The organism is Herbiconiux sp. UC225_62, from assembly GCF_042694625.1.
Taxonomy (GTDB): Bacteria; Actinomycetota; Actinomycetes; order Actinomycetales; family Microbacteriaceae; genus Herbiconiux.
In genome coordinates this window covers 905519-929611 of record NZ_CP170551.1, presented here as the reverse complement: position 1 = coordinate 929611, position 24093 = coordinate 905519, and the positions used below count along the sequence as shown (strand labels likewise).

22 protein-coding genes are annotated in these 24093 nt (G+C 68.4%); 12 read left to right on the top strand and 10 right to left on the bottom strand.

From position 1 onward, the window contains the following. Positions 1–20: 20 nt before the first annotated feature. From ACFJGU_RS04555 to ACFJGU_RS04545, 3 genes are read right to left on the bottom strand one after another with little or no spacing between them, the layout of a single operon-like run. Entirely contained in the window at positions 21–989 is a 969-nt protein-coding gene (locus ACFJGU_RS04555) for a phosphotriesterase (protein WP_382308043.1), read from the bottom strand. Continuing rightward, the gene (locus ACFJGU_RS04550) at positions 976–1635 is read right to left on the bottom strand and encodes a bifunctional 4-hydroxy-2-oxoglutarate aldolase/2-dehydro-3-deoxy-phosphogluconate aldolase (protein WP_382308041.1); all 660 of its coding nucleotides are present in this window, start codon (positions 1633–1635) and stop codon (positions 976–978) included. Before ACFJGU_RS04550 ends, ACFJGU_RS04555 begins: the two co-directional genes overlap by 14 nt. Beyond that, a complete protein-coding gene (locus tag ACFJGU_RS04545) occupies positions 1632–2531 on the bottom strand; it encodes an NAD(P)-dependent oxidoreductase (protein ID WP_382308039.1) in 900 nt (299 codons plus the stop codon). Before ACFJGU_RS04545 ends, ACFJGU_RS04550 begins: the two co-directional genes overlap by 4 nt. A 228-nt stretch (positions 2532–2759) precedes the next feature. On the opposite strand from ACFJGU_RS04545, the gene ACFJGU_RS04540 reads away from it, so the two are divergent. Together ACFJGU_RS04540 and ACFJGU_RS04535 are read left to right on the top strand one after the other, a co-directional pair. Continuing rightward, positions 2760–3665 (top strand): sugar phosphate isomerase/epimerase family protein, encoded by a 906-nt coding sequence (locus tag ACFJGU_RS04540; RefSeq protein WP_382308037.1) that lies wholly within the window; start codon positions 2760–2762, stop codon positions 3663–3665. Continuing rightward, positions 3662–4774 carry a Gfo/Idh/MocA family protein gene (locus ACFJGU_RS04535; protein ID WP_382308036.1) on the top strand — a complete coding sequence of 371 codons (1113 nt, stop codon included), beginning with the start codon at positions 3662–3664 and terminating at the stop codon, positions 4772–4774. Before ACFJGU_RS04540 ends, ACFJGU_RS04535 begins: the two co-directional genes overlap by 4 nt. 105 nt (positions 4775–4879) lie before the next feature. On the opposite strand, the gene ACFJGU_RS04530 is transcribed toward ACFJGU_RS04535, so the two are convergent. Genes ACFJGU_RS04530 through ACFJGU_RS04505 form a run of 6 tightly spaced genes read right to left on the bottom strand, consistent with a single transcriptional unit; the run spans position 4880 to position 10632 of the window. After that, positions 4880–5890 carry an aldose 1-epimerase gene (locus ACFJGU_RS04530; RefSeq protein ID WP_382308034.1) on the bottom strand — a complete coding sequence of 337 codons (1011 nt, stop codon included), beginning with the start codon at positions 5888–5890 and terminating at the stop codon, positions 4880–4882. A gap of 7 nt (positions 5891–5897) precedes the next feature. After that, the gene (locus ACFJGU_RS04525; RefSeq protein WP_382308033.1) at positions 5898–6758 is read right to left on the bottom strand and encodes an SIS domain-containing protein; all 861 of its coding nucleotides are present in this window, start codon (positions 6756–6758) and stop codon (positions 5898–5900) included. Between the two features lie 11 nt (positions 6759–6769). Continuing rightward, positions 6770–7738 (bottom strand): shikimate dehydrogenase family protein, encoded by a 969-nt coding sequence (locus ACFJGU_RS04520; protein WP_382308032.1) that lies wholly within the window; start codon positions 7736–7738, stop codon positions 6770–6772. Further along, entirely contained in the window at positions 7735–8358 is a 624-nt protein-coding gene (locus ACFJGU_RS04515; protein WP_382308031.1) for a glucose-6-phosphate isomerase family protein, read from the bottom strand. The genes ACFJGU_RS04520 and ACFJGU_RS04515 overlap by 4 nt, the downstream gene beginning before the upstream one ends. A 47-nt stretch (positions 8359–8405) precedes the next feature. Beyond that, positions 8406–9890, bottom strand: a complete 1485-nt coding sequence (xylB, locus tag ACFJGU_RS04510) for a xylulokinase (protein ID WP_382308029.1) — start codon at positions 9888–9890, stop codon at positions 8406–8408. Between the two features lie 10 nt (positions 9891–9900). Next, positions 9901–10632: an SDR family NAD(P)-dependent oxidoreductase gene (locus tag ACFJGU_RS04505; protein WP_382308027.1), complete on the bottom strand. Its 732-nt coding sequence runs from the start codon at positions 10630–10632 to the stop codon at positions 9901–9903. A 191-nt stretch (positions 10633–10823) separates the two neighbouring features. On the opposite strand from ACFJGU_RS04505, the gene ACFJGU_RS04500 reads away from it, so the two are divergent. The 10 genes from ACFJGU_RS04500 to ACFJGU_RS04455 all read left to right on the top strand — a co-directional run bounded on the left by ACFJGU_RS04500 (position 10824) and on the right by ACFJGU_RS04455 (position 22241). Further along, the gene (locus ACFJGU_RS04500; RefSeq protein WP_382308025.1) at positions 10824–11930 is read left to right on the top strand and encodes an ABC transporter permease; all 1107 of its coding nucleotides are present in this window, start codon (positions 10824–10826) and stop codon (positions 11928–11930) included. Positions 11931–11972: 42 nt separating this feature from the next. Beyond that, entirely contained in the window at positions 11973–13016 is a 1044-nt protein-coding gene (locus ACFJGU_RS04495) for a sugar ABC transporter substrate-binding protein (protein WP_382308023.1), read from the top strand. Between the two features lie 28 nt (positions 13017–13044). After that, positions 13045–13545, top strand: coding sequence for a cupin domain-containing protein (locus ACFJGU_RS04490; protein WP_382308022.1), 501 nt, complete (start codon positions 13045–13047; stop codon positions 13543–13545). Positions 13546–13639: 94 nt separating this feature from the next. Then, a complete protein-coding gene (locus ACFJGU_RS04485) occupies positions 13640–14698 on the top strand; it encodes a Gfo/Idh/MocA family protein (RefSeq protein ID WP_382308020.1) in 1059 nt (352 codons plus the stop codon). Further along, entirely contained in the window at positions 14695–16176 is a 1482-nt protein-coding gene (locus ACFJGU_RS04480) for a sugar ABC transporter ATP-binding protein (protein WP_382308018.1), read from the top strand. Before ACFJGU_RS04485 ends, ACFJGU_RS04480 begins: the two co-directional genes overlap by 4 nt. Positions 16177–16201: 25 nt before the next feature. Then, complete coding sequence (locus ACFJGU_RS04475) at positions 16202–17527, top strand: hypothetical protein (protein ID WP_382308016.1); 1326 nt, start codon at positions 16202–16204, stop codon at positions 17525–17527. A gap of 52 nt (positions 17528–17579) precedes the next feature. Continuing rightward, entirely contained in the window at positions 17580–18605 is a 1026-nt protein-coding gene (locus ACFJGU_RS04470) for a zinc-dependent alcohol dehydrogenase family protein (RefSeq protein ID WP_382308014.1), read from the top strand. Positions 18606–18613: 8 nt separating this feature from the next. Next, positions 18614–19471, top strand: a complete 858-nt coding sequence (locus tag ACFJGU_RS04465; protein WP_382308012.1) for a sugar phosphate isomerase/epimerase family protein — start codon at positions 18614–18616, stop codon at positions 19469–19471. 96 nt (positions 19472–19567) lie between these two features. Next, positions 19568–20395, top strand: coding sequence for an inositol monophosphatase family protein (locus ACFJGU_RS04460; protein ID WP_382308011.1), 828 nt, complete (start codon positions 19568–19570; stop codon positions 20393–20395). Positions 20396–20669: 274 nt separating this feature from the next. Then, positions 20670–22241: a M23 family metallopeptidase gene (locus ACFJGU_RS04455; RefSeq protein ID WP_382308009.1), complete on the top strand. Its 1572-nt coding sequence runs from the start codon at positions 20670–20672 to the stop codon at positions 22239–22241. Here ACFJGU_RS04455 and ACFJGU_RS04450 read toward each other — a convergent pair. Continuing rightward, positions 22238–24010 carry a glycoside hydrolase family 13 protein gene (locus ACFJGU_RS04450; RefSeq protein ID WP_382308007.1) on the bottom strand — a complete coding sequence of 591 codons (1773 nt, stop codon included), beginning with the start codon at positions 24008–24010 and terminating at the stop codon, positions 22238–22240. The two genes, ACFJGU_RS04455 and ACFJGU_RS04450, sit on opposite strands and share 4 nt — an antisense overlap. Positions 24011–24093: the final 83 nt, after the last annotated feature.

Here is a 24093-nt window from a genome sequence, read left to right as displayed (position 1 = left end):
GCCGGTGGCGGGCCGCCGATTCAGAAGCGGGCGAGGAAGCGCCGGGGATTCTCCGTGGCGACGCGGTGCGCGAAGTCCGATCCGCCGATCCGCTCCAGGAGCGGCACTCCGCGTCGACCGAGGTAGGCCAGTCCCGGCATCCCGCCGTACGCCTCGTAGCGGCTGCGCCGCGCGACATCGCCGCCGATCAGGATGTGCCGCTCGGCGCCGAGCGCGGCCGCACGCACGGCGCACTCCACGATGACCGAATCGGGCCACGACTTGGTGCGGGCGAAGCCGTCATAGCCGAGATAGGCGCCGGTCGCCGCGAGATCGGCGTGCAGATACGGGTCGGGATTGCGGTCGATGTGTGCCAACACCACCGCGCCCGGTGCGACTCCGGTCGACTCCAACAGCGCGATCACCTCGAAGGCGGCGCTGCCGTACTCCAGGTGCACCATGACCGCTGCTCCTGTCGCGGCGTGCGCCTGCGCGACCGCGTCGAGGGTGCGGCGCTCGAAGCTCGAGAAGCGCCAGTACCCGATCCCGGCCTTCAGCAGGCCGGCACGCGGCGCGCCCGGTTGAGGTGGCTCACGCCGTGCGGTGTCGAGCGGCGGAAGCCCCTCCGTGACATCCGAGATCAGAGCAGCGGTGAGCTGCTCGGGGCTCCACGCGCGAATCCAGTGCCCGGCCGGATAGTGCCCCTCGTGGTGAACTCCGGTGGTGGCGACCACCGCGAGCCGTGCGGCCGAGCTGATCCGCATCGTCGCCGCGGGCGAGCGGCCGAGCCCGATCGGTGTCGCGTCGACCATCGCGTCGAACCCCGACTCGACGAGTGCGACCGCCTCGGTGGCGCTCGCCCATTCGTCGTCGAGATCATCCCCGGGCAGGAGCGGCGTCGATTGGAACAAGTGCTCGTGGTAATCGATCCGTCCGAGCGTGGCAGGATCGACGTCGCCCGTCACGGTGCGGATGAGGCGGGAAGCAGGACCGCTTTCAGACGCGGGCATCGTCGGTCACGCGGATGTCGCGGAGCGCCGCCGCGAAGCGCCGAGCCGTCGCCTCGATCGTCTCCCAGTCGCCGGACGCCATGGCCTTGGCCGACACGAGGTCGCCACCCGCGCCGACGGCCGTCGCTCCGGCCGCGAACCAGGTGGCGAGGTTGTCGGCGGTGACCCCGCCCGTCGGCATGAAATCGACGTCGGGGAACGGTGCACGCAGCGCGCCGAGATAGCCCGGACCTCCGAGTGACGAGGGGAAGACCTTCACGACGTCGGCGTGGAGTTTCGTCGCCAGCATCACCTCGCTCGGCGTCATCGCCCCGAGCATCACGATGGCGCCGGTCGCCGCCATCGCCCGCGCCAACTCCGGATCGGTGCCGGGGCTGACCAGGAAGGCCGCACCTGCCTCGGCGACCTCGGCGGCCTGTTCGGGCCTGAGGATGGTGCCGGCGCCGACATACACGTCGTCGCCGTGCCGCCTGAGGATCTCGGCGATGACGGCGGCCGGGTCGGGCGTGCTGAAGGTGACTTCGATGGCGGAGACACCGCCCCGCACCAGGGCCTCCGTGGTGGCGAGTGCCGCCTCGACCGTCGGTGCCCGGAGCACTGCGATGACGCCGTGGCGGCGGACGGCGGAGAGATCTGTCGAGGTCATGGGCGTCCTTGGTCGAGGTGGGTTGAGGTAGCGGGCACGAGGTGTGCGAGGAGGTTGTCGACGGCCATCGCCGTGGCCCGGCTGACGCTCGCGCCGGTGTATCCGCCCAGGTGGGGGGTGGCGAGCACGCGCGGGTGTCGGAGCAGGGCCGACGGCGCGGGTGGCTCGGTGTCGAAGGCGTCGACGGCGTAGGCGCCGAGATGCCCCGATTCCAGTGCGGCGAGCACGGCCTGGTCATCGACGAGCGCCGATCGGGCCGTGTTGATCAACGTCGATCCCGCCGGCATCGAGGCGAGCAGGTCCGCTCCGACGAGCGGGTGGCCGTCGACCGGGGGCGGGGCGTGCAGCGTGACCGTGTTCGACCGTGCGAAGAGGCGGTCGAGCGGGAGGTTCTCGATGCCGTCGACCTCGGTGAACGGGTCGTGGCCGACCACGGATGCACCGAGCGAGCGGAACAGCCGAACGACGGTGGCTCCGATCGCTCCGAGACCGACGACGCCGACCCGGAGGTCGGCGATCTCCCGGCCCTGCCAGCGATCCCAGCCGCCGCGCTTCACGGACTCCGCCGACCAGGTCAGCGAGCGTGAGCAACTGAGCGCGGCGGCGAGCGCAAGCTCGGCGACGCCCTGAGCGTTGGCACCCGCGGCCCGGGTGATCAGGATGCCGCGCTCGGCTGCCGCGGCCAGGTCGATGTTGTCGACGCCCGTGCCGTTGCGGCTGATGACGCGCAACTCGTCGGCGTGGGCGAGGACGTCCCGCGTCACGGGCTCGACCCCGGCGAGCCAGCCCACCGCGCCGGGAAGCACCGAGGAGAGCTCCTCGGCGCTCGGTGTGGCGCCCGCCGTCGTGGCGATCAATTCGAAACCCGCGTCCTCCAGGGGGCGCAGCTCCGGCACGGCCGCCAGTCCAGCTCTGGTGAGCGACCTCGGAGTCACCACTATTCGTCCCAGCATCCGCCTCGCCCGTCTTCCCACTTCGATGTAGTAGTACTACAATAAAGCACGAGGCGAGACGGGGCGCAAGCCCGAAAATCCGGCTCGGCCTTGCGATAATGGCGGAATTCAAGTAGTTCTACTACAGGAACACCGGGTCGAACATCGACTCGACAGACTCAATGAAGAGGAGTGACCATCGTGCTCGTGGGCATCGACAGCTACAGCTTCCATCGCTACTTCGGGGAGATCTACCCGCAGCAGACCGATCCGGGCACGCGCTGGGACATGAAGGACGACTTCATTCCCTTCGCCGTGTCCCTCGACGTCGACGAGGTGGCGCTGGAGACCTTGTTCTTCCCGGCATTCGACGATTCCTACTGCGCTGCCGTGAACGACGCGCTCGATGAGGCGGGCCTCCGCCGGGTCATCGGGTGGGGACATCCCGATGGCCTGCATCGAGGGCAGGATGCTGACGCCCTCGAGGATCTCATCCGGCACATCCCCCGGGCCGGAAAGGTGGGCGCCGACATCATGCGGATCGTCGCCTCGAGCATGCTCTACGTCGACGAGCCGCATGGTCCGCAGGTGGAGGCATCGATCCGGATGCTGAAGGAGGCCACCAAGGTCGCCGAGGACAACGGCGTGACGCTCGCCATCGAGAACCACATCGACTTCACCTCGCTCGAGATCCTCGAGATCGTGCAGGCCATCGACTCGCCGAACTTCCGGGTGAACTTCGACACCGGAAATGCGCTCCGCCTCTACGAGGACCCGGTGGAAGCCGCTCGGAACCTCGCCCCGTACACGGTCGCGACCCACACCAAGGACATCATCACGCGCCGCGGCGGAGCACCGTCGGAGCGATTCCTGTTCTGGCCGTCCTGCCCTGCCGGCGAAGGCCTGATCGACTTCCACGGCATCGCCCGGGTGCTCGACGACGCGGGCTTCGAAGGATCGCTCGCCATCGAGCTCGACCTGCTCGCCGCACCCTGGAACGACCGCACCGAGGAGGAGAACGTGACCCAGAGCATCGCCTTCCTCAAGTCGGTCGTCGCCGACCTCGAGAGCTCGAAGGTGCCGGAGGCGAGCGCATGACGCTCCGCCCGGCGCCCGACGACGACCGCACCGCCCTCCGAGTGGGCATGCTCGGCTACGGTTTCATGGGAACCACGCACAGCAACGCCCTGAAGACCCTCTCCTACATGTTCCCCGACGGTCCGCGGCCCGAGCTGCGGGCGATCGCGGGGCGATCCGAAGAGGCTGTGCGCCGAGCCGCCACCCGGTTCGGGTGGGAGCAGTACACGACGGATTGGCGCGACATCGTCAACGATCCGGAGATCGAGGTGTTCGACAACGTGGGTCCGGATGCCGCGCACTTCGAGCCGACTCTCGCCGCCATCGAGGCCGGCAAGCATGTCGTGTGCGAGAAGCCGCTGGCCGTCACCGCCGCCGAGGCCGCGCGTCTCGTGTCGGCGGCGGAGCAGACCGGGGTGAAGAACCTCACCTGCTTCAACTATCGTTTCGTGCCCGCGGTGCGCCTCGCTCACGACATCATCGCCAACGGCGACCTCGGGGAGATCTACAGCGCGAGCTTCCGCTATGCCCAGGAATGGCGCACCGACCCGCACGCCGAGCTGCCGACCTGGACGGGGGCACTCTCGGTCATCGGCTGCCACGCCGTGGACCAGGCACGCTACCTCGTCGGCGAGCTCGCCTCGGTGTCCGCGATCCTCTCCAACCCGGTGACGTCGGCCGAGCGGGCGGAGCCGATCGACACGGTGGCATCGGTGGTGCAGTTCGCGAGCGGCGCCACGGGTGACATCGGGGCGAGTCTCATCGCTCCAGGACGACGGAATCGTCTCGGCTGGGAGATCAACGGCTCGAAGGGGAGCCTGGTCTGGGATCTCGAGAACCTGAACGTGCTCAAGGCCTTCACGCGCACGGGCGGACCGCTGGACGGGTTCGCCGACGTCATCGTGAACGAGGCGCAGCATCCGCTGGTGGGCGCCTGGTGGCCGAGCGGGCACGTGCTCGGCTGGGAGCACTCGCACGTGAACATGCTCGCCCATTTCCTCGCTGCCGTCGCTGACGGCGGCGAGGTCGGCCCGGAGGCGGCGACGTTCGCCGACGGGCTCGCCGCCGCTCAGGTCGCCGAGGCGATCACGCGCTCCTCCGAGACGGGGGAGCGCACGGCGGTGCAGTGATCCGGTCGACACGACCTGATCGAGCCGGGAAGCGGGGCGGGACTGTGGTGGGTCCGCCCCGCTTTTCCGTGCGACCGCAGCATTCCGACGAGACCGACGCCTCGATCAGGCAGCGGTCGCCGGAACGAGGTACACGCCGAAGGAGAATGAGCGCGACTGCCCGGGCCGCAACACCACGTGGGCGCGTTGGTCGCCCCGGTTGAAGGCGTCGGTGAGTCGTTCGACCGGCTCGAGCGCGATCGACCGGCGAGGCTCCCGGTCGAGGTGGTCGGCTGTGTAAACGTGCATCGAACCGCGCTCTTGCCAGACGTCGAGCGCGCGACCGGAGGCCGGATCGCGCAACTGCGTGTGGAAGGGCCCGCCCTCGAACCCCTGCAGACCGGTGAAGCACGCGTCGATGACCGCGTCACCGATCGGAAGCCCGGATCGCAGGGAGAGCGGATCGTCGTCGTCGAGCGCGACGAAGGCGGCGCGGCCGTCGAGCGGGATCAACTCGTCGTCGGTCACCACTCGCACGGTGGCCGGGACGGTCAGCTCGAGATCGGCGACGGACGCCCGGCCGAGCCGGAAGTACGGATGCCAGCCGCTCGCGAAGGGTGCATCGGTCTCCCCGTCGTTGCTGCCCGTGATGCGGATGCGCAGGGCGGTGTCCGAGAACTCGTACTCGACCCCCACCCGGACGACGAACGGGTAGCCCGCGATCGAACCGTCGAGCGCGGAGGAGCTGAACCGGATCACGGCGGAGTTCTCTCCGGTCTCCACCGAGTCGACGGTGAAGTCGCGCTCGCGGAGGAGACCGTGCAACACCAGGTCCGGGTCGGTCGGCGAGCTGCCCCGGAGATCGTGGCTCTCGCCGTCGAATTCGTAGCGGCCGTCTCGTTGGCGATTCGTGAACGGGGCCATGATGCCGTTGCGCACGCCGTGCTGCTCGAGCAGTTCCTGTTCGGTGGCGTAGCCGTCCACCAGTTCGATGGGCTCGCCGGCATCTGTCACCACCCAGGAGAGAAGGGTGGCGCCGCGCAGGGCGATCGACGCGGTGACGGCGCCGTCGGCTCCGCTCACGACGACGACCGGTGACGAACCGAGCGTCGACTCGGTGATGGTGAACTCGGTCATGGCGCCGTCAACCTCGCATCTGGGCGAGGTCTTCCTTCATGATCTGGATGCGCCGTGCGGCATCGGGGCCGCGCCGCATCGACGCCCCGGTGGCGAGGATGTCGACGATGACGAGCCCGGCTAGACGGCTGACGGTCGGAGTGTAGAGATCGGTGTCTTCGAAGGTGCTGACCCGGATCGAGATGTCGGCGATCTCCGTCAACGGACCGTCGGCGCCGACGATGGCGAGCACCCGGGCGCCCTTCTTCTTGGCGGCCTCCGCGACGCTGACGACCGTGTGCGTGCGCGCGGTGTTGGAGATGGCGACGATCACGCCGCGGTCGTCGGCCATCGACGCGGCGATGAACTGCTGGTGGTAGTCGGCAGGAGCCTGGCAGGGCACGCCGAAGAGCGGGAACTTCTGCTGCGCGTCCTGAGCCACGATCCCGCTGGCGCCGGCCCCGACGAAGATCAGCTCCGACGCGTCGGCGACGAGTTCGATCGCGCGTTCCATGACATCGTGATCGAGCAGCCGCCGGGCCCGATCGAGGCTGGAGATGGTGCGGCTGAACACCTTGTCGGTGATGTCGGAGAGCGTGTCGTTCTCCTGGATCGACGACATCGTCATCGGCAGTCCGAGGGCGATCGTCTGCGCGAGGCTGATCTTGAAGGTGCGGAAGCCGTCGAATCCGATGGCGCTGCAGAATCGCATCACCGTGGGTTCGCTGACGCCCGCCGCGTCGGCGAGCCCGGCCATGTTGAAGTCCATCGCCTGCACCGGGTCGCTCAGGATCAGTTCGGCGACTTTGCGCTCCGACGCCCGGAGGCTGTCCTTCCGCGCGGCGATGGTCTCGAGGAGTGTGGTGTTCGCCGCTTCCTGATCAGCCATGGCGATGCGCATCATCGCGTCGCTCTCGCGAGATCGGAGAGACGATCGAAGGTCGGACCACTCGTCGGAATGTCGACGTGGAACACTTCGCCGATGACCTGGGTCCACCCATGCAGGAAGTATACCCACCCGTCCTCGACGTGCTGGAGCCGGATGTCCTGCTGAGCCCGCGCCTGGTCGAGGAAGACCAGGTCGCCGCGGTAGTTGAGTTCCCAGGCGAGACCCGCTTCGGGGAACCGACCGGCATCGGTCAGCGGCGACCCCGGGGCGTCCTTGCCCAGACCGGTCGCGTTGACCACCAGTGACCCGGGCGCAAGCCCCGCCATCGCGCGGTCGTTGTCGGCCGGTTCGGGGGCGAGCACGTATTCGAACACCGTGTCGGTGTCGAGTGCGGAATGGAAGTCCCGGATGTGATCGAGTCGCGGCTGCGAGCGGTTGCTCACCACGATCCGTCCCGGCCGATCGCTCCCGCGTTCGCGCTGACTGAGGTACCAGCTGATGGCGATCGTCGACCCTCCGGCACCGAGGCAGAGCACTTCTCCGCCCGAGGAGAGCCAATGTCCTTCGGGCACGAAGGCGTCCAGAGCGAGGCCGCTGGAGATCGGATCTTTCGCGTGGCAGATGAGTCCGGCATCCGATTTGGAGATGCAACTGGTCTCGCCCATGACACGGGCGAAGCGGTCGGTCTCGTCGAAGAGGTCGGCCGCGGCCCGGTACAGGTCGATCTTGTGCGTCGTGACGAGCGCGCCGAGGCTGAGGGGATCGCCGCCGATGAATTCCACCACACGGCGATACTGCTCGCGCGGTGCGTGCAGAGGCAGATCGATGCCCTGCAGGTGGGCGGGTCCCAAGCCGAGCTCCGCCGTCCACCGGGGGAACACCGACTGGATCGAGGACTGCGCCGTCGACACCCCGATGAAGTAGAGGGTGGGCACCTCCGCGGGGCGGAGCGTGTCCGACGTCATCGCCGTCGGGGTCACGACGCCGCCACCTCCAACGGCTCGTATCCGCGGTGATCGGGATTGGTGCGAAGCGCCCACCGGGCGGTGTCGGCCACCACCAGCTTGGCCATGCCGCCGGCCCGCGCGATGACCTCGTAGTCCTGTCCGGCATCCGTCGGGTAGCAGAACAGTGTGGAGAACGGAACGTGTCCGACGTTGACGCTGCGGTGGATCCAGTGACCCGGAACGTGCACGGCCACTCCGGGAGTGATCTCGATCGCGCGGGTCTGGCCATCCAGTGTCTCCATCAGCATCACGCCGCGCCCGGACAGGCCGTAGTAGAGCTCCGCGCACTGCGCTCTGCCGTGGATGTGGCCGCGGGTCATCGCGAACTCGTCACCCACGCGGCCGGGGTTGAGCGTGGAGATTCCGATGGTGAGCGCTCCGTCGCCGTTCTCGATCGAGCTGGTCTGCACCCAGTAGGTGGGCTCGCCGTCATCACTGGCCAGCGCGCGGTCGAAGGCCTCGGTGTCGCGGTACAGCCCGGTGAGGTCGCCGAGGTATTTCTCGTAGCGGCCGCTGCCGCCGACCATCGCACCGGCGTCCACCAGGAATTTCAGCTCGGCGGGTTCTGCGTATCGTGGTTCGTTGTCGGTCATGTGGTTCCCCAGGTTCGGGTCGATCGTCGGTCGGTGGGAGTGGTGCGTCACAGCTCGTCGAACCACGGCTCGAGCCTGCGGTAGGCGTCGACGAAGAGACGGTGCGAATCCTGATATGCCGCGTGCCGCCCGGTATCGGGGGCGTAGGAACCCGTCTCGTCGGAGAGGCGGCTCGCGATGTCGAAGTCGAAGAGGCCGACACCGACTCCGCCAACGATCGCCGCGCCGAGCGAGGTGGCCTCGTCGACGAGCGCGCGCCGGTGGATGGGTTGCCCCCACACGTCGGAGAGGATCTGCAACAGTTCGCCCGAGTTCGCCGCGCCGCCGATCGCCTGTACGCCGGCGATCTCCGCCCCGTTCGACGTGAAGGCGAGGAGACCGGTGTAGAGGTTGAAGGCGATGCCCTCCACCACCGCGCGCACCAGGTTGTCGGCGGTGTGGTGGCGGGCGAGGCCGGCGAAGACGGCGCGCGCGTTCGGGTTCCAGTAGGGCGAGCGCTCGCCGAGGAGGTGGGGGAGGAAGTACAGGCCGTCGCGAGAGGCTTCCGCGCGGCCCGCGCCGGCGAGGAGGGTGCCGTAGCGATTCTCCTGCCCGGGCGCGAGGACGTCGACGATCCACTGCAGCGAGGCGCCGCCGGCCTGCATCGTGGCGGTCGGCACGAAGCGCCCCGGGATGACGTGGTTGAAGGTCATCGTGCGCATCTCAGGGTCGTGCAACGGCGCATCCGATGCGTACGACACCCACGACGACGAGCCGAGGTAGGCGTAGGCGCCCGACTCGGGCGAGGTGATCCCGGTGCCGAGCGCGGCCATGGGCCCGTCTCCGCCGCCCATCACGACCGGAGTTCCGGCGGGCAGTCCGGTGGCGCTCGCCGCCTCGGCGGTGATGGTGCCCACGATGCTGGTCGACGGGACGATGTCGACGAACATCGACCGATCGACCTGTGCGGCGTCGAGGAGTTCTTCCGACCAGGTGCCGGCCGACTGGTCGTAGGCGTTCATGCCGCTGGCGTCGGAGGGGTCGGTGGCCAGCACCCCGGTGAGGCGGTAGACCACGTAGTCCTTCGCGCAGAGAACCCGCCGCGATGCCGCGAAGGCGTCGGGGTCGTTGTCGCGCACCCACATCACCTTGGGCAACGAGTAGGTCGCGTTCAGGCGGTGGCCCGTGATGCGGTAGGCGCGCTCCATGCCGACCTGGTCGACCAGTCGGGCGGTCTGCGCCGTCGACCGCGTGTCGGCCCAGATGATCGCGGGTCGAACGGGCTCGCCGGCTCCGTCGAGCAGCACCGCTCCCATCATCTGACCGGAGAAGGACACCCCGGCGATGCGGTCGCGCGAGCCGGGCACGGCGTCGATGAGTGCGCGGCTCGCGCTGCACACGGCGTCCCACCAATCGTGCGGATTCTGCTCGGCCCGGCCGTGCGGGCCGAAGTCGGTGCCGTATTCCACCGTGACGGCCGAGACCACATGGCCGTCGGCGTCGACGAGAGTTGCTTTGTTCCCGGTCGTGCCGAGATCGTGCGAGATGATCACGATGTGCCGCCTACCTGAGGGAGAATCCGCCGTCGATGAGCAATTCCGTGCCGCAGCAATAGGCGGCCTCGTCGCTCAGGAGATATTCGATCGCTCCGCTGATCTCGTCGAGCGTGGCGAAACGGCCGACGACCGTGCCCTCGATCCAGTGGGCGTGCATGTGCTTCTTGAGCGCGTTGAGCGGCGTGTCGACGTAGCCGGGCGAGACGGCGTTGATCCGCACTCCGCGCGAGCCCCACTCCACGGCGAGTGACCGGGTGAGGGCGGAGACCCCGGCCTTGGAGGTGTTGTAGACGCTCTGCTTCTGAGGCTCGTTCACCACCGCGTTGCCCGACATCGAGGCGACGTTGACGATGGCGCCGCCGCCACGCGCCAGCAGTTCGCGGCCGAAGTACTTGCACGCGATGAAGACACCGCGCAGGTTGACGCCCATCACCCGGTCGAAGGTCTCCAGCGGCATGTCCTCTGCGGCGACGTCGTTCTCGACGATCCCGGCGGCGTTGACCAGCTCCACCGGTACGTCGTCGCCGTCGTACAACGCGGCGACGACGTCGATGACGGATTGTTCGTCGAGGACGTCGATCGTCCGGAACTCGACGCCGGGCGTCGGCTCCTCGGCACTGCGCAGGTCGAGCGCGTAGACCTTCGCTCCCTGTCGGGAGAGCGATGCGGCCAGATGGGCGCCGATCCCCCCGGATCCGCCGATCACTGCGATGCGGCGTCCTTGAAATCGTTCGTTCACGAGTGTCTCCTTTGAAGCCCGGACGAGGTGAGTTGTAGCTAAACTACACAAATCAAGGGCGCATGGCAAGATCTGCGGCGCAGAACCCGCGGAATGCCAAGATATTTCCCCATACCCCCTTCCCAACCCTTGAAAGATGTAGTAAACATTCTCCAAGCCGTTACTTCCAAACGCATGACCTGGAGCAATCAATGTCGATTCCCGTTACCGAGGCGAAGAAATCCCCCTTCAACGGGGTGAACCCCGTCTCCGTGCTGAACCGCTTCGGCCTGCTCATCGTGATCCTGATCGGGGTCGCGATCATGAGTCAGGTCTCGCCGGTCTTCTTCACCTGGATCAACTTCACCAACGTCCTCTACGTCGCGAGCCTGGTTGCCGTGGTCGCCATCGGGCAGATGTTCGTGCTGCTCGTCGGTGGGATCGACCTCTCCGTCGGGGCGATCGTGGCGGTGTCGTCGGTCTTCGTCGTCGGACTTCCGCAGCAGAACGACGTCCCCACCTGGGCGGCCGTGCTGGTGAGCCTCGGCTGGGGGATCGTCTTCGGGTTCGTCAACGGCTTCGTCACCACGAAATTCAAGATCTCCGCGCTGATCGTGACCCTGGGCACGATGAGCATCGCACGAGGCATCGCCTATATCTACACGGGCGGAAGCAACCTGGCCCCGATCCCGGCCGACCTCGCCGCGGTCGGGAACGCCTCGATCGGCGGGTTTCCCGTCGTCATCCTCTTCGCCCTGGCGATCGCCGTGATCGCCCACATCGTGCTCTCCCGTACCCGCTTCGGACGCTCCGTCTACGCGGTCGGAGGCAACGCCGTCGCCGCGAAGTTCTCCGGAATCCGGAGCGACCGCATCATGATCCTCGCTTTCATGGTGTCGGGGCTCCTCGCCGCCGTCGGTGGTCTGATGATCACGGTGCGTCTGGGTGCCGGATCGGCGTCATCGGGCACGGGGCTCGAGCTCACGGTCATCGCCGCGGTCGTGATCGGTGGAACGAGCCTGTTCGGAGGAGAAGGAAAGGTCGCCGGCACCCTGCTCGGCGTGCTGCTGCTCGGGCTCGTGCAGAACTCCATCAACCTGCTCTCCGTGCCGCCGAACTTCGACCTCGTCGTGAGCGGCATCGTCATCATCCTCGCCGCCGGAGTCGACGTCTACCGTCGCCTGCGGCTCGAACCCGCACTGGCCCGGCGTTCCCTCGAGCGTCAGAAGCAGGCCGAGGCGCGGGCCGAGGCCAAGGCCGGCTCCGGATCCGAGCAGTCCACGACCGACGAGAAGGCCGACGCCAGCCTCTCCCAATAGCCCACCACCAGTCAGAAGCACGAATTGCAAGGGAGCAATCAGATGAAACACAGCAACGCACAACCGTGGCGCAAGCGCCTCGGCAAGCTCGGTGTGGCGGCCGCCGTCACGGCGGGCCTCGTGTTCGGTGCCTCGGCCTGTTCATCGGGCACGACAGCCGGCGGCAGCACGGATGCCGGTTCCGACGGCAGTGGCATCTCCGGCAAGCGCATCACCTTCGTGACCTTCGGCATGCAATACGAATTCATCGTCGGCCTGGTCAGCACGGTGCAGCAGCGTCTCGAAGACGCCGGAGCCGAGGTCACGATCGTCGACGGCAAGTCCGACCCGAACCTTCAGACCACCCAGCTGCAGGATGCGCTGGCGCAGCAGCCGGACGCCATCATCGTCGACCCGGTCGACCCGGCGCTGATGACCGCGGGCATCCAGAAGGCCAACCAGCAGGGTGTGCCGGTGTTCATCGTCGAGTCGCTGCCCGACGGCGTCGACTACACCTCCTTCGTGGGCTACGACAACGTCGCCGCCGGCGAACTGGGAGCCCAGACGCTGGCCGAGGCCGTCGGCGACAAGGGAACCGTTCTGCAGTTGCAGGGCGGCGAGGCGTCGAAGCAGGCTCAGGAGCGCAAAGAAGGCTTCGACACGGAGATGGCGAAGCACCCCGACATCACCGTGAAGGACCTCAAGACCGAGTGGACCGCTGAGAACGCGAACAGCATGACGCTGGACGCCTTCACCACCGACCCTGACATCGTGGGGATCTGGTCGCACAACGACGAGATGATCCGTGGCGCCGTCGAGGCGCTCAAGCAGCTGGGCAAGACCGCTGCGGTCGGTGAAGCCGGTCACGTCGCGATCGTCGGACACGACGGCACCCCGCTGGCACTGGACCGCATCCGCGATGGCGTGCAGGACGCATCCGTCGTCTACGACGCGATCGAGATGGGCAACATCACCGCCGACAACGCCGAGGCGTTCTTCGCCGATGAGTCGTTCGAGAAGGACACCGTCATCGTGCCGTTCATCGCCACCATCGACAACGTCGAGGACGAGTCGCTCTGGGGCAACCTCCCCGCTCTTCAGAAGTAGAAACCCACCGAACAAGAAGGAGAACACAGTGGCCGAGTACGCCAAGAAGACCGTCTGGCACTTCGACGAGATCGAAGAGGACGAGGAAACCGCTCGTCTGATGCCGGGATTCGAGATCCAGTACATCATCACCGACGAGACCACCGAGAACAACGACAAGACCGTCTTCGGACACTGCGTGTTCCCGCCGAAGTCGCAGCACTTCCCGCACCGCCACCTGGCGGCGGCCGAGGTCGTCTACGTCATCAGCGGTCGCGTGGTGAACGGTTCGGTCGACGAGGACGGCACGATCACCGAGACGGAGTGCAGCGCCGGCATGGCGACGTACGTGCCGCAGCGTCAGATCCACTGGACGCGCAATCCCTACGACGAGCCGTGCGAGTTCGTGTTCGCCTACTACGGGGCTCCGAGCCTGGAGAAGAGCGCGTACGTCGATCTGACGGACGTGGTTCCGATCGAGAACGTCGAGGTCTCGGGTGTCCTGGTGCACGACGAGAAGGTCGACACCAAGCTGGCGCACTACCTCTGATCGGTGAGTGCCCGGGCCGCTCGTCACCGACGAGCGGCCCGGGTCCATCCGTTCCACCCACGATTTCAACATTTGCTTCGAAGGAGAAGACAGCATGCGGGTAATTCAGGTCGGTCTGGGATTCTGGGGCGCCGATTGGGCGAATGTCATCGCCACCTCGGGCCAGACGGAGCTCGTGGCTCTCGTCGACATCAGCGAGGAGTCGCTGCGGGTCGTCGGCGACGCGATCGGCCTGGCTCCCGAGAAGCGGTTCACCGACTTCGCCGAGGCCATCGCGGCGACGGATGCCGATGCCGCCCTGGTCGTGGTTCCGCCGCACGTGCACGAAGCCGTCGCCCTGCAGGCACTCGAGGCCGGGCTCCACGTGATGGTGGAGAAACCGTTCACCACCACGATCGCCGGGTCGCAGCGCCTCATCGACGCGGCCGAGCGCCAGAACCGCACGATCATGGTGACTCAGAGCTTCCGCTTCCGACGCGGACCACGCACTGTCAAGCGGTTGATCGAGGAGGGTGCGCTCGGCACCATCGAGCAGGTGTACGGACGTTTCTTCAAGGACCCCGCCTTCACCGGCTTCCGCTTGGAGATGGACGAGCCGCTGATCGTCGACATGTCGATCCACCACTTCGACTACATCCGCGGCATCTTCGGCCTCGAACCCACCCAGGTGCGCGCTCGCAGCTTCAACCCCAGCTGGTCGCGCTTCGCCGGGAACGCGTCGGCCAACGTGCAGTTCACCACGGCCGACGGGGCGGAGATCTCCTACGTCGGGTCGTGGCACGCGCGGAGGCCGCACACCTCGTGGGACGGCACCTGGGAGATCCACGGCACGGATGCCTCCCTCTCCTGGGATCACAACACCGTGCTGCTCTACCCACACTCGAACGTCATCGGTGAGACGGTCTTCCGGCGCCGCGCGCTGGAGCGCCCGGGCGACGTGCTCGAGTTCCCGCTCGAGCCGCTCGAGCGCGAGGAGCGCTGGGGCACCATCAACGAATTCATCTCCGCGATCGAGGAGGGCCGCCAGCCCGAGACCCATGGTGGCGACAACATCCGCTCACTCGGCCTCGTGCTCGCCGCGGTGGAATCGACCAAACAGGACGGCGCCCCCGTCGACTTCGAGAAATTCCTCCGCGAGGGTCTCGAATCATGAACGGCGCCCCGCTGCTCAGTATGACCGGCGTCAGCAAGTCGTTCCCCGGCGTCCGAGCACTCGACGACGTGCGGCTCACCGTGAACGCCGGCGAGGTGAACGCCCTGTGCGGCGAGAACGGCGCGGGCAAGTCGACTCTCATCAACATCCTCTCCGGCGTCTACACCCCCGATTCGGGAGAGGTGCTGGTGGGCGGCCAGCCCCTGCCCGCCGACCCGGTGAAAGTGATCGAGGCGGGCATCGCGACCATCTATCAGAAGCGGCAGTTCGTCCCGGCGATGACGGTGGCCGAGAACGTGATGCTCGGCAACTGGCCCACCGCGGGCGGATTCGTGAGCAGACGGGAAATGAAGAAGCGCGCTCTCGCGGCGCTGCGCCAGGTGGCGCCGCACCTCTCGCCCGACAAGCTCGCACGCGAGCTGTCGCCGGCCGAGGCGCAGGAGATCGACATCGCCCGCGCCCTCTCGCGGCAGTCGAAGGTGCTCATCATGGATGAGCCCACCACTGCCCTCTCGCCCCCCGAGGTCGACCGTCTGCTCGCTCTGGTGAACAGCCTGCGCGATGCCGGCATGGGCATCCTGTTCGTCTCCCACTGGCTCGAAGAGGTGCTGCAGATCGCGGACCGGGTGACCGTGCTGCGCGATGGTCGGTACGTCGGCGAGGCGCCGGCCGCCGAGCTCGACGCCCAGGCCATCATCCGGATGATGGTCGGCCGCGAGGTGAAGGATCCCCCGATCCCGGCCCGCACCATCGGTGAACCCGTGCTCGAGGTCAAGAACCTCACCCGCACCGGCATCTTCAACGACGTCTCGTTCCAGGTGCGGGCCGGGGAGATCGTGAGCATGGCCGGCATCGCGGGAGCCGGTCGAACGGAGGTCGTGCAGGCGCTGTTCGGTGCGGACAAGTACGACTCCGGCGAGGTGCTCGTCGGCGGCCGCCCGATCCGGCCCGGCGACGTGGCCGCCTCGGTGCGCGCCGGCATCGGTCTCGTTCCCGAAGAGCGCCACCTGCAGGGCCTGGTGGAGCAGATGAGCGTGCGCGACAACATGACGTTGGCCGCGTTGAAGGGCGTGGCTCCGGGCGGCTGGCTCTCGAACTCGCGCGAGGCCGCGGTCGACAAGCAGTACACCAAGGAGCTCTCGATCAAGGCGGCGAACTCCGGCGTGCGCGTCTCGACTCTCTCCGGCGGGAATCAGCAGAAGGTGCTGATCGCCCGCTGGCTGGCGCGCAAGCCGAAGATCCTCATCCTCGACGAACCCACGAAAGGCGTCGATGTCGGCGCGAAAGCAGAGATCCACGCCCTCATCGCCCGGCTCGCCGAGACGGGGATGGCCGTGCTTCTCGTCACCTCCGAGCTGCCCGAGGTGCTGCTGCTCAGCGACCGCGCGCTGGTGATGCGCCAGGGCCGGTTGGTGGCCGAGGTGGCGAAGGCCGACCTCACCCAGGAGTCGGTCATGGCGCCGGCGACCGGCGAGTGACCATGTGCAGCGACAGGAGAAACCGATGAAAGCCCGCTTCGTTCCCGTTCACCTCGAAGAGCACCCGACCGAGTCGTTCACCCGGCAGCTCGACGCCCTCATGATGCTCGGCGAGCACCTGATCGACTGGCAGGAGCCGCGCTGGATCGGCCACGCGGCGGATGCCGACGGCGACGCCGTCATCGTGCCCGACATGAGCGGCGTCGCCTACCGGCTGCTGCCCGAGTTCCAGGCCCTCCGCCTGCCGATCCTCGTCGTGACGAGCGAGTTCGGAACGGTCAGCATGTGGGACTGGGAGATCCGCGACTTCCTACGCCGGCGCGGCGTGGAGACCACCGCTCCCACGTCGCTGGCGGAGTTCCACGACGTCAGTCGCGCCCTCGCCACCAAGGCCAAGCTGGCCCGGTCCACGATGCTGGCCTATCAGGACAACCTCGGCGCGGGCAAGCAGCCCGACATCTTCAAGCGCTTCTACTGGTGGGAGGAGGAGTGCGTCGACGACATGCAGAAGGCGTTCGGCGTGAGCATCGAACGTCGCAGCTACAAAGAGCTCTGGCAGCGCGCACTCGCCCTACCCGATCAGCGGGTGATCGACGAGATGACGCGCATCGACGGCGAGGTGCCGATCCTCGGACTGTCCCAGAAGGGAAGAGCGGACGCGCTGCGCCTGAAGCTCGCCCTCGACGACGAACTCGACGAGACCCCCGACGTGATCGCCGCGGGCATCAACTGCCTCAACGAGTCGGCCACGTCGACCACCACGCCGTGTCTCGCCTGGAACCTGCTGTTCGAGGAGCGCGGTCTCATCTGGGGCTGCGAGGCCGACCTGACATCGATGATCACGCAGTTCATCACCTGGGAGACCCTGCGCACTCCGGCCATCATGACGAATCTGTATCCCTTCCTGATGGGTGACGCCGCGCTGAAGCACGAGAAGATCCCGTACTTCCCCGAGGTCGATCAGCCGCAGAACCACATCCTCACGGCGCACTGCGGGTTCTTCGCGGTCATCCCGCAATCGTGGGCGACCGAATGGGCGGTACGCCCGCGCGTGCTCGAGATCGTCGACGAGAACGCCCACGTCCTGGATGCGCGCCTGCCCCTCGGTGACCTGACGATCGTGAAGATCGCGAGCACCATGGACACGCTCACCGTCGCACCGGCCGAGCTGACCAACTACGAGCAGTACGTCGACTCCGACTGCCTGAACGGTGCGGTGCTGCGGATCGAAGACGGCTACCGCTATGTCGAGACCCTCCCCTCGCATCACGCCGTGCTCGCCGTCGGCGACATCGTGCGGCGTCTGGAACTCGTGGGCCAGGTCATGAACCTCGACATCCAGAAGATCTGACCGTGCCTCGCATCCTCACCATCCCTACCTGGAACGACTTCGAAGGACTCCGATGAAAGCCATCGTCTACGACCGGCCGGGCAGCTTCACGCTCGCCGACATCCCCACCCCCCAGCCCGGTCCCCGCGACGTGCTGCTGCGCGTCATCGTCGCAGGCGTCTGCGGCACGGATCTGCACCTGCACGACGGCGAGTTCGGCCCGAGCTACCCGCTCATCCCCGGGCACGAGGTGGTGGGCGAGGTGGTCGAGCGAGGCGCCGAGGTCACGCAGGTGGAGGTGGGCGACCGGGTGACCTTCGACAACACCGCCGCCTGCGGGCATTGTGACGAGTGCCGCCGGGCCCGTCCGGCGTTCTGCCGGTACATCCTGGCGCAAGGGGTGAACGCCCCGGGAGGGTTCGCGGAGTTCGTGCTCGCCTCCGCCGACCGCTGCTTCGTGGTGAACGACCTCGACCCCGAGGTGGCGGTGTTCGCCGAACCGACGGCGTGCGTGGTGCACGGACTCGACGTGCTCGCGGTCGCACCCGGGTCCGACGTGCTGTTGTTCGGAGCGGGGCCGACGGGGCTCCTGCTGGCGCAGCTCCTCCCGAAGTCCGGCGCGGGAACGCTCACGGTGGCGGCGCCGACGGCGGCGAAGCTGGCGCTGGCCGCCGAGCGCGGTGCCGACCGAACGGTGCAGGTGCAGCGCGGCGGCGACTTCGCCGACGACCTCCTGGCCCAGACCGACGGCCGCGGCTTCGACATCGTGATCGACGCCACGGGCGCGCTCGGCGTGCTCGAACACGCCATCCCGCTCACGCGTACCGGCGGCACCGTGTTCGTCTACGGCATGACGGCCGAGGCCGCGATGCTTCTGATCGCGCCCTATCAGGTGTTCCGCCGCGAACTCACCATCAAGGGTTCCTTCGCCCAGCAGTTCTCGTTCGACCGGGCGCTCGCGGCGTTGCGGAACGGCCGAGTCGACACCGCCGGCATGGTCACTCACCGCTTCACGCTGGAGGAGTATGCCGACGCTCTCGCCGCTGTCGCCGACAGCGCGTGCATCAAAGCCGTCATCCGCCCCGGCGGAACCTCGTAGGAGACATCGTGTCGCGCTATCGCTTCGGAATCAGTTCCTTCCTCTTGGCCTCGCCGTTCCGTGACGACGACGTCGACGAGCAGTTCACCTACGCGCGGGAAGCGGGGTTCGACGTGTTCGAGGTCTGTGTCGAAGACCCCGCAGTACTCAGCGCCGACGCTCTGAACCGGGCGGCCTCCCGCACCGGCCTCGAGGTCTCGGTGTGTGGAGCGTTCGGGCCCGACCGCGACATCTCGCACGAGGATGCGGCGGTGCGCCGGCTCGGCATCGAGTACGTCGAGCTCTGCATCGACCTCGCCGTCGAGGTCGGATCGCCACACGTCGCCGGACCGATGTATTCGGCGACGGGCAAGGCGCGCATGCTGGCGCCCGCGGAACGGCGGCAGCAGCGCGAGTGGGCCGCCGAGAGCCTGCGCGAACTCGGCGACTACGCGGGCGAGCGGGGCGTGCTGCTCGCGGTCGAACCGCTCAACCGCTTCGAGACCGATCTGGTGAACACGGTCGAGCAGGGCCTGGAGCTCTTCGCACTCGCCGGGCGCGAGAACGTCGGGTTCATGCTCGACACCTTCCACATGAACATCGAGGAGAAGCACCTCGGCGACGCCATTCGCACGGCGGGCGACAAGGTGTTCCACTTCCAGGTCTCCGAGAACGATCGGGGTACGCCGGGCTCCGGGCACGTGCCGTGGGGCGAGACCTGGCAGGCGCTGGACGACATCGGCTACCGCGGCTCCATCGTGATCGAATCGTTCCTGCCGACGGTGGTCGAGATCGCGCGCGCCGTGTCGCTGTGGCGGGAGATCGAGGTCTCGATGGATGCGCTCGCTCGCGACGGACTCGCCTTCCTGCAGCGCGAACTGCCCTGACCGAGCCTCGGCGGATTTGCGCCCGGATGCCGCGTTGGCTTGACTGGTGGCCCGGCGAACATCCGACCGGCATCCCACCCCAGTAGGAGAACGCCCATGGCCGACGCCACCCCCACCGAGCTCCTCGAACTGGCTCGATCGATCGCGATGGAGGCCGGCGCCCTCGTCAAGAAGCGGCGAGCCGAAGGCGTCACCGTGGCGGCGAGCAAGTCGTCGCCCGAAGACGTGGTGACCTTCGCCGACCGCGAGTCGGAGGACTTCATCCGCGCGCGCCTCGCCGAAGCGCGCCCCGATGACGGGTTCTTCGGTGAGGAGTCCGCGGCGACCCCCGGCACGTCGGGCATCACCTGGGTGGTCGACCCCATCGACGGCACCGTCAACTACCTCTACGACCTCCCCGCCTATGCGGTCAGCATCGCGGCCGTGCAAGGCGACCCCGACCCCTCCACCTGGACGGCCCTGGCCGGTTGCGTCGTGAACCCCGCCACGGGCGAGGTCTTCACCGCCAGCCGCGGTGGCGGCGCCTGGCTGGGGGAGCACCGGCTCGCCGTGAACACGGATGTCGCGCTCTCGCAGGCCCTCGTGGGCACCGGCTTCGCCTACGACGCGCAGCTCCGGGTGAAGCAGGGCCGGTTCGTCACCGGACTCGTCGAGAAGGTGCGCGACATCCGCCGCGCCGGCTCGGCCGCCCTCGACCTGTGCTCGGTCGCCGCCGGGCGTCTCGACGCCCACGCCGAGCGCGGCCTCAACCCCTGGGACCACGCGGCGGGCGCCCTGATCGTGCGCGAAGCGGGCGGGCGGGTGAGCGGATTCCACGGTGCCGCGGAGAGCACGATCATGACCTTCGCGGCCGGTCCGGCCCTCGCGGAAGAGCTCGAACCCCTCCTCTACGAATTGCACCGGGACGCCGGTCTTCCGCTCTGATCCTGCGTGACACTCGGACCTCGCGCGGGTTTGTTGCACCGGGTGGCGGTTCGATAGAAGCGTATGTAGCCTTGATGAATCCGTTATCTCGCTTACCCCGAGAACACCCGACGTTCAACCGGAAGCTCCCACACAATTGGCACGTACGACTTCACGCCCGGATGACGACTCATCCAAACGCGAGGCCCACGGTTCATCGAAGCACCCCTCATCCTCCTTGCCCTCCCGCCGCAGCCTGCGAGCGGGCTCTGCCGCAGCAGCGGAACCGGAATCGGTGACCGCTGAGCCGGCGCCCGCGACCTCACCGCGCAGCCGACGCGAAGCGCGGCTGGCGAGCACTCCCGGCGAGATCGCTGCGGCGACTCCGGACGCGATCGTGAAGAACGCGCCGGTCGATGCTGCCGGCCGCCGTGCCCGTCGTGCGAGCTCCGAGACGATCTCGGCTCCCGCAGCCGACGACGCCGCCGCCCCGACCACGAATGCGCCTGCGAGCGTCGCTCGGGCATCCGCGACCACCGTCGGCCGGCGCGCGGCGCGAGCGGCCGCCGCCGCGAACCCGGCCACGTCGGATGCAGCCACCTCCTCTCTCGACACCGAGGCTTCCGATCAGCCGAAGGCCGACGCCCCGGACGCCGTCGCCGCGAGCAGCGTGGCCACCCTGCGTCCGCACTCCCAGAAGGCCGGCCGCCGCGCCGCCGACGCCTTCTCCGACCAGATCGAGAAGCCCGCGGGCGGGCGCCGCGCGCTCGTCTCGGAGCCGACCACCGCGCTTCCCCAGGACGAGAGCGTTCCGACCATCGCGAGCGGCGTCGACGTCGAGATCGTCGTCGCCGAGGTCATGGACGATTCCGCCGCGACAGCCGACCCGATCGTCTCGAGCGCGAACGCTGTGCCGATCATCTCGACCGCAGCCATCCCGATCATCGAGACGGCCGCCCCCATCCTCCCGGCCACGATGGCGTCGGACGAGCCCGTCGCGCCGGTCAAGCCGGTCTCGCGCCGCACCCTTCGAACCGCATCCATCGCGCCGGCGGATGCGGTCGGTGCCGACGAACGCCCCGCCAAGGGAACGGGCACCGGCGCCGGGCGTGCCGACGACGCGAAGCCCCCGACCGGCCGCCGCAGCCGCCGCAACATCGCGAAGGGCGGGTTCAGCGCCCTCGCCCTGATCTTCGCCACCGGCATCGCCGTGGCCACCACCATGCCGGCCGAGGCGCTGCACGCCGCGTCGGAGAACCAGCACACGAGCATCCTCGCCACCGAGCGGGCGGCCACACCCACCGTGCCCGGGCAGGAACTGACCACGAGCGCCGAGGTCGTCGAGGCCAGCATCGCCCGCGACGGCTACAGCGTGCGCGACACCGCCGCGCTTCAGGCGGCCGGTTTCCGGATCGCCGACACCTTCACCAACAACCCCCGGGGCGCCATCCAGTGGCCGTTCCCCGTGGGAGTGCCGATCAGCGACGGCTTCGGCGCCCGCGAATCACCGGGCGGCATCGGCAGCACCGACCACAAGGGCGTCGACTTCGCGCCCGGCCAGGGCACCCCGATCCAGTCCATCGCCGACGGTGTGGTCAGCTCGGTGCAGCCCTACGACAACAGCGGCCTCGGTGTGCACGTGATCATCGATCACGTGGTCGACGGGCAGAAGGTGTCGAGTGTCTACGGGCACATGCTGACCGGCTCGATCCAGGTGACCGAGGGTCAGGTCGTCAAGGTCGCCCAGCCGATCGGTCTCGTGGGCAACACCGGCGCCTCGACCGGCCCGCACCTGCACCTCGAGATCCGACTGGACGGGGTCACCCCGGTCGACCCCTTCGCCTGGCTCCAGGCGCACGCGGTCTAGCGCAGCCAGACCGCCGTGTCGGGTGCGAGGGCGGCCTCGCTGAGGTCCTCGCTCGAGAGCAGCGCATCGCCCACCGGGAGCTCCACCGCGGTCGAGCCGAGGTTCGCGATGACGGTCACGCCGCTGTTGCGGAAGGCCACCACGTCGGGCCCGTACCCGGGCAGCCACTCCACCGAGCCGGTACCGAGGTCGAAGCGCGACCGCAACTCCAGGGCGAGCTTGTAGAGCTCCAGCGTCGAGCCGGGCACGCCCTCCTGCGAGGAGCGCGCGAAGCGGTCCCAGTCGGCGGGCTGGGGCAGCCAGCTCTTGCCGGAGGATGCCGGGCCGAAGCCGTAGGTGGGCACGCCGGCCCCCCAGGGGATGGGGACGCGGCATCCGTCACGCCCGTAGCGTTCGCCGTTGCTGCGGAACCAGGTCGGATCCTGCCGGGCCGAGTCCGGCAGCTCGATGTCTTCGGGGAGCCCGAGCTCTTCGCCCTGGTAGAGGTAGGCGCTGCCCGGCAGGGCGAGCATCACGGCGGTGGCGGCGCGGGCGCGCCGGAGTCCGACGACCGGGTCGGGCAGACCGGGGGAGTCGGGGCCGATCCCGTGGCCCTGGGGGTTCTCGGCGGTGAGCGCGAGACGGGAGGCGTGGCGCACCACGTCGTGGTTCGAGAGCACCCAGGTGGAGGGTGCTCCCACGGTGGCGAAGGCCGAGATCGAGTTGTCGATCACCGCGCGGAGTTCGGATGCCGACCACCCCGCCGAGAGGTAGGTGAAGTTGAAGGCCTGCTGCATCTCGTCGGGCCGCACCCAGCGGGCGAGCTTCGTCAGGGGCTCCACCCAGGCCTCGGCGCAGAGCACGCGGTCGCCCTCGTACTCCTCGAGCACCTCGTGCCAGCTGCGGTAGATCTCGTGCACGCCGTCCTGAGCCCAATAGGGCGGGGTGGGCGGATCGGAGGTGGCGTGCGCATCGATCTCGGGCTCCAGCCCGACGATGCCGCCGCCCATGCTCCCGGCGTCCGCGGGGGGCGTGTAGTCGGGCAGCCCGGCCTCCTTGATGAGGCCGTGGGCGACATCGACGCGGAAGCCGTCGACCCCGCGGTCGAGCCAGAACCGCAGGATGTCGCGGAACTGCTCGCGCACCCAGGGGTTCTCCCAGTCGAGGTCGGGCTGCGACTTGTCGAAGATGTGCAGGTACCACTGGCCCGGCGTGCCGTCGGGGCGGGTGACGCGTTCCCACATCGGGCCGCCGAACACCGACTCCCAGTTGTTCGGCATCTCGTCACCGTTCGGGCCCTTGCCGTCACGGAAGATGTAGCGGGCGCGCTCGGGGCTGCCCTCGGGGGCCGCGAGGGCCTCCTGGAACCACTTGTGATCCCACGAGGTGTGGTTCGGCACGAGGTCGACGATGACCCGGATGCCCAGCTCGTGCGCCGTCGCGAGCAGCGCGTCGAAGTCGTCGAGCGTGCCGAAGAGCGGATCGACGTCGCAGTAGTCGGCGACGTCGTAGCCGGCGTCGTGCTGTGGCGAGGTCATGAAGGGGGAGAGCCAGACGGCGTCGACCCCGAGGTCGGCGAGGGCGGGCAGCCGCTTCCGGATGCCGATGAGGTCGCCGATCCCGTCGCCGTCGTCGTCGGCGAAGGAGCGCGGGTAGATCTGGTAGATGACCGCCGAACGCCACCACTCGCCACCGGCGCCGATCAGGGTCGCCGTGGGCTGCGCATCCGTCTCGGTGTCGGTCACCTCCGCGAGGGGCAGGTCGGATTCGGGTGAGTCGGCGATAGTCATGACGAAGACTCTAACCGTTCGGCGCGACGGTGTGGAATCGTTTGCACATCACCGACGCCGCCCTCGGCGAAACGGGGTCGCGA

Excerpts from the sequence above, each read along its gene's own strand:
- ACFJGU_RS04555 (WP_382308043.1), bottom strand. The coding sequence starts at position 989 with ATGCCCGCGTCTGAAAGCGGTCCTGCTTCCCGCCTCATCCGCACCGTG.
- ACFJGU_RS04550 (WP_382308041.1), bottom strand. The coding sequence starts at position 1,635 with ATGACCTCGACAGATCTCTCCGCCGTCCGCCGCCACGGCGTCATCGCA.
- ACFJGU_RS04535 (WP_382308036.1), top strand. The coding sequence starts at position 3,662 with ATGACGCTCCGCCCGGCGCCCGACGACGACCGCACCGCCCTCCGAGTG.
- ACFJGU_RS04530 (WP_382308034.1), bottom strand. The coding sequence starts at position 5,890 with ATGACCGAGTTCACCATCACCGAGTCGACGCTCGGTTCGTCACCGGTC.
- ACFJGU_RS04525 (WP_382308033.1), bottom strand. The coding sequence starts at position 6,758 with ATGGCTGATCAGGAAGCGGCGAACACCACACTCCTCGAGACCATCGCC.
- ACFJGU_RS04515 (WP_382308031.1), bottom strand. The coding sequence starts at position 8,358 with ATGACCGACAACGAACCACGATACGCAGAACCCGCCGAGCTGAAATTC.
- ACFJGU_RS04500 (WP_382308025.1), top strand. The coding sequence starts at position 10,824 with ATGTCGATTCCCGTTACCGAGGCGAAGAAATCCCCCTTCAACGGGGTG.
- ACFJGU_RS04495 (WP_382308023.1), top strand. The coding sequence starts at position 11,973 with ATGAAACACAGCAACGCACAACCGTGGCGCAAGCGCCTCGGCAAGCTC.
- ACFJGU_RS04485 (WP_382308020.1), top strand. The coding sequence starts at position 13,640 with ATGCGGGTAATTCAGGTCGGTCTGGGATTCTGGGGCGCCGATTGGGCG.
- ACFJGU_RS04480 (WP_382308018.1), top strand. The coding sequence starts at position 14,695 with ATGAACGGCGCCCCGCTGCTCAGTATGACCGGCGTCAGCAAGTCGTTC.
- ACFJGU_RS04475 (WP_382308016.1), top strand. The coding sequence starts at position 16,202 with ATGAAAGCCCGCTTCGTTCCCGTTCACCTCGAAGAGCACCCGACCGAG.
- ACFJGU_RS04470 (WP_382308014.1), top strand. The coding sequence starts at position 17,580 with ATGAAAGCCATCGTCTACGACCGGCCGGGCAGCTTCACGCTCGCCGAC.
- ACFJGU_RS04460 (WP_382308011.1), top strand. The coding sequence starts at position 19,568 with ATGGCCGACGCCACCCCCACCGAGCTCCTCGAACTGGCTCGATCGATC.
- ACFJGU_RS04450 (WP_382308007.1), bottom strand. The coding sequence starts at position 24,010 with ATGACTATCGCCGACTCACCCGAATCCGACCTGCCCCTCGCGGAGGTG.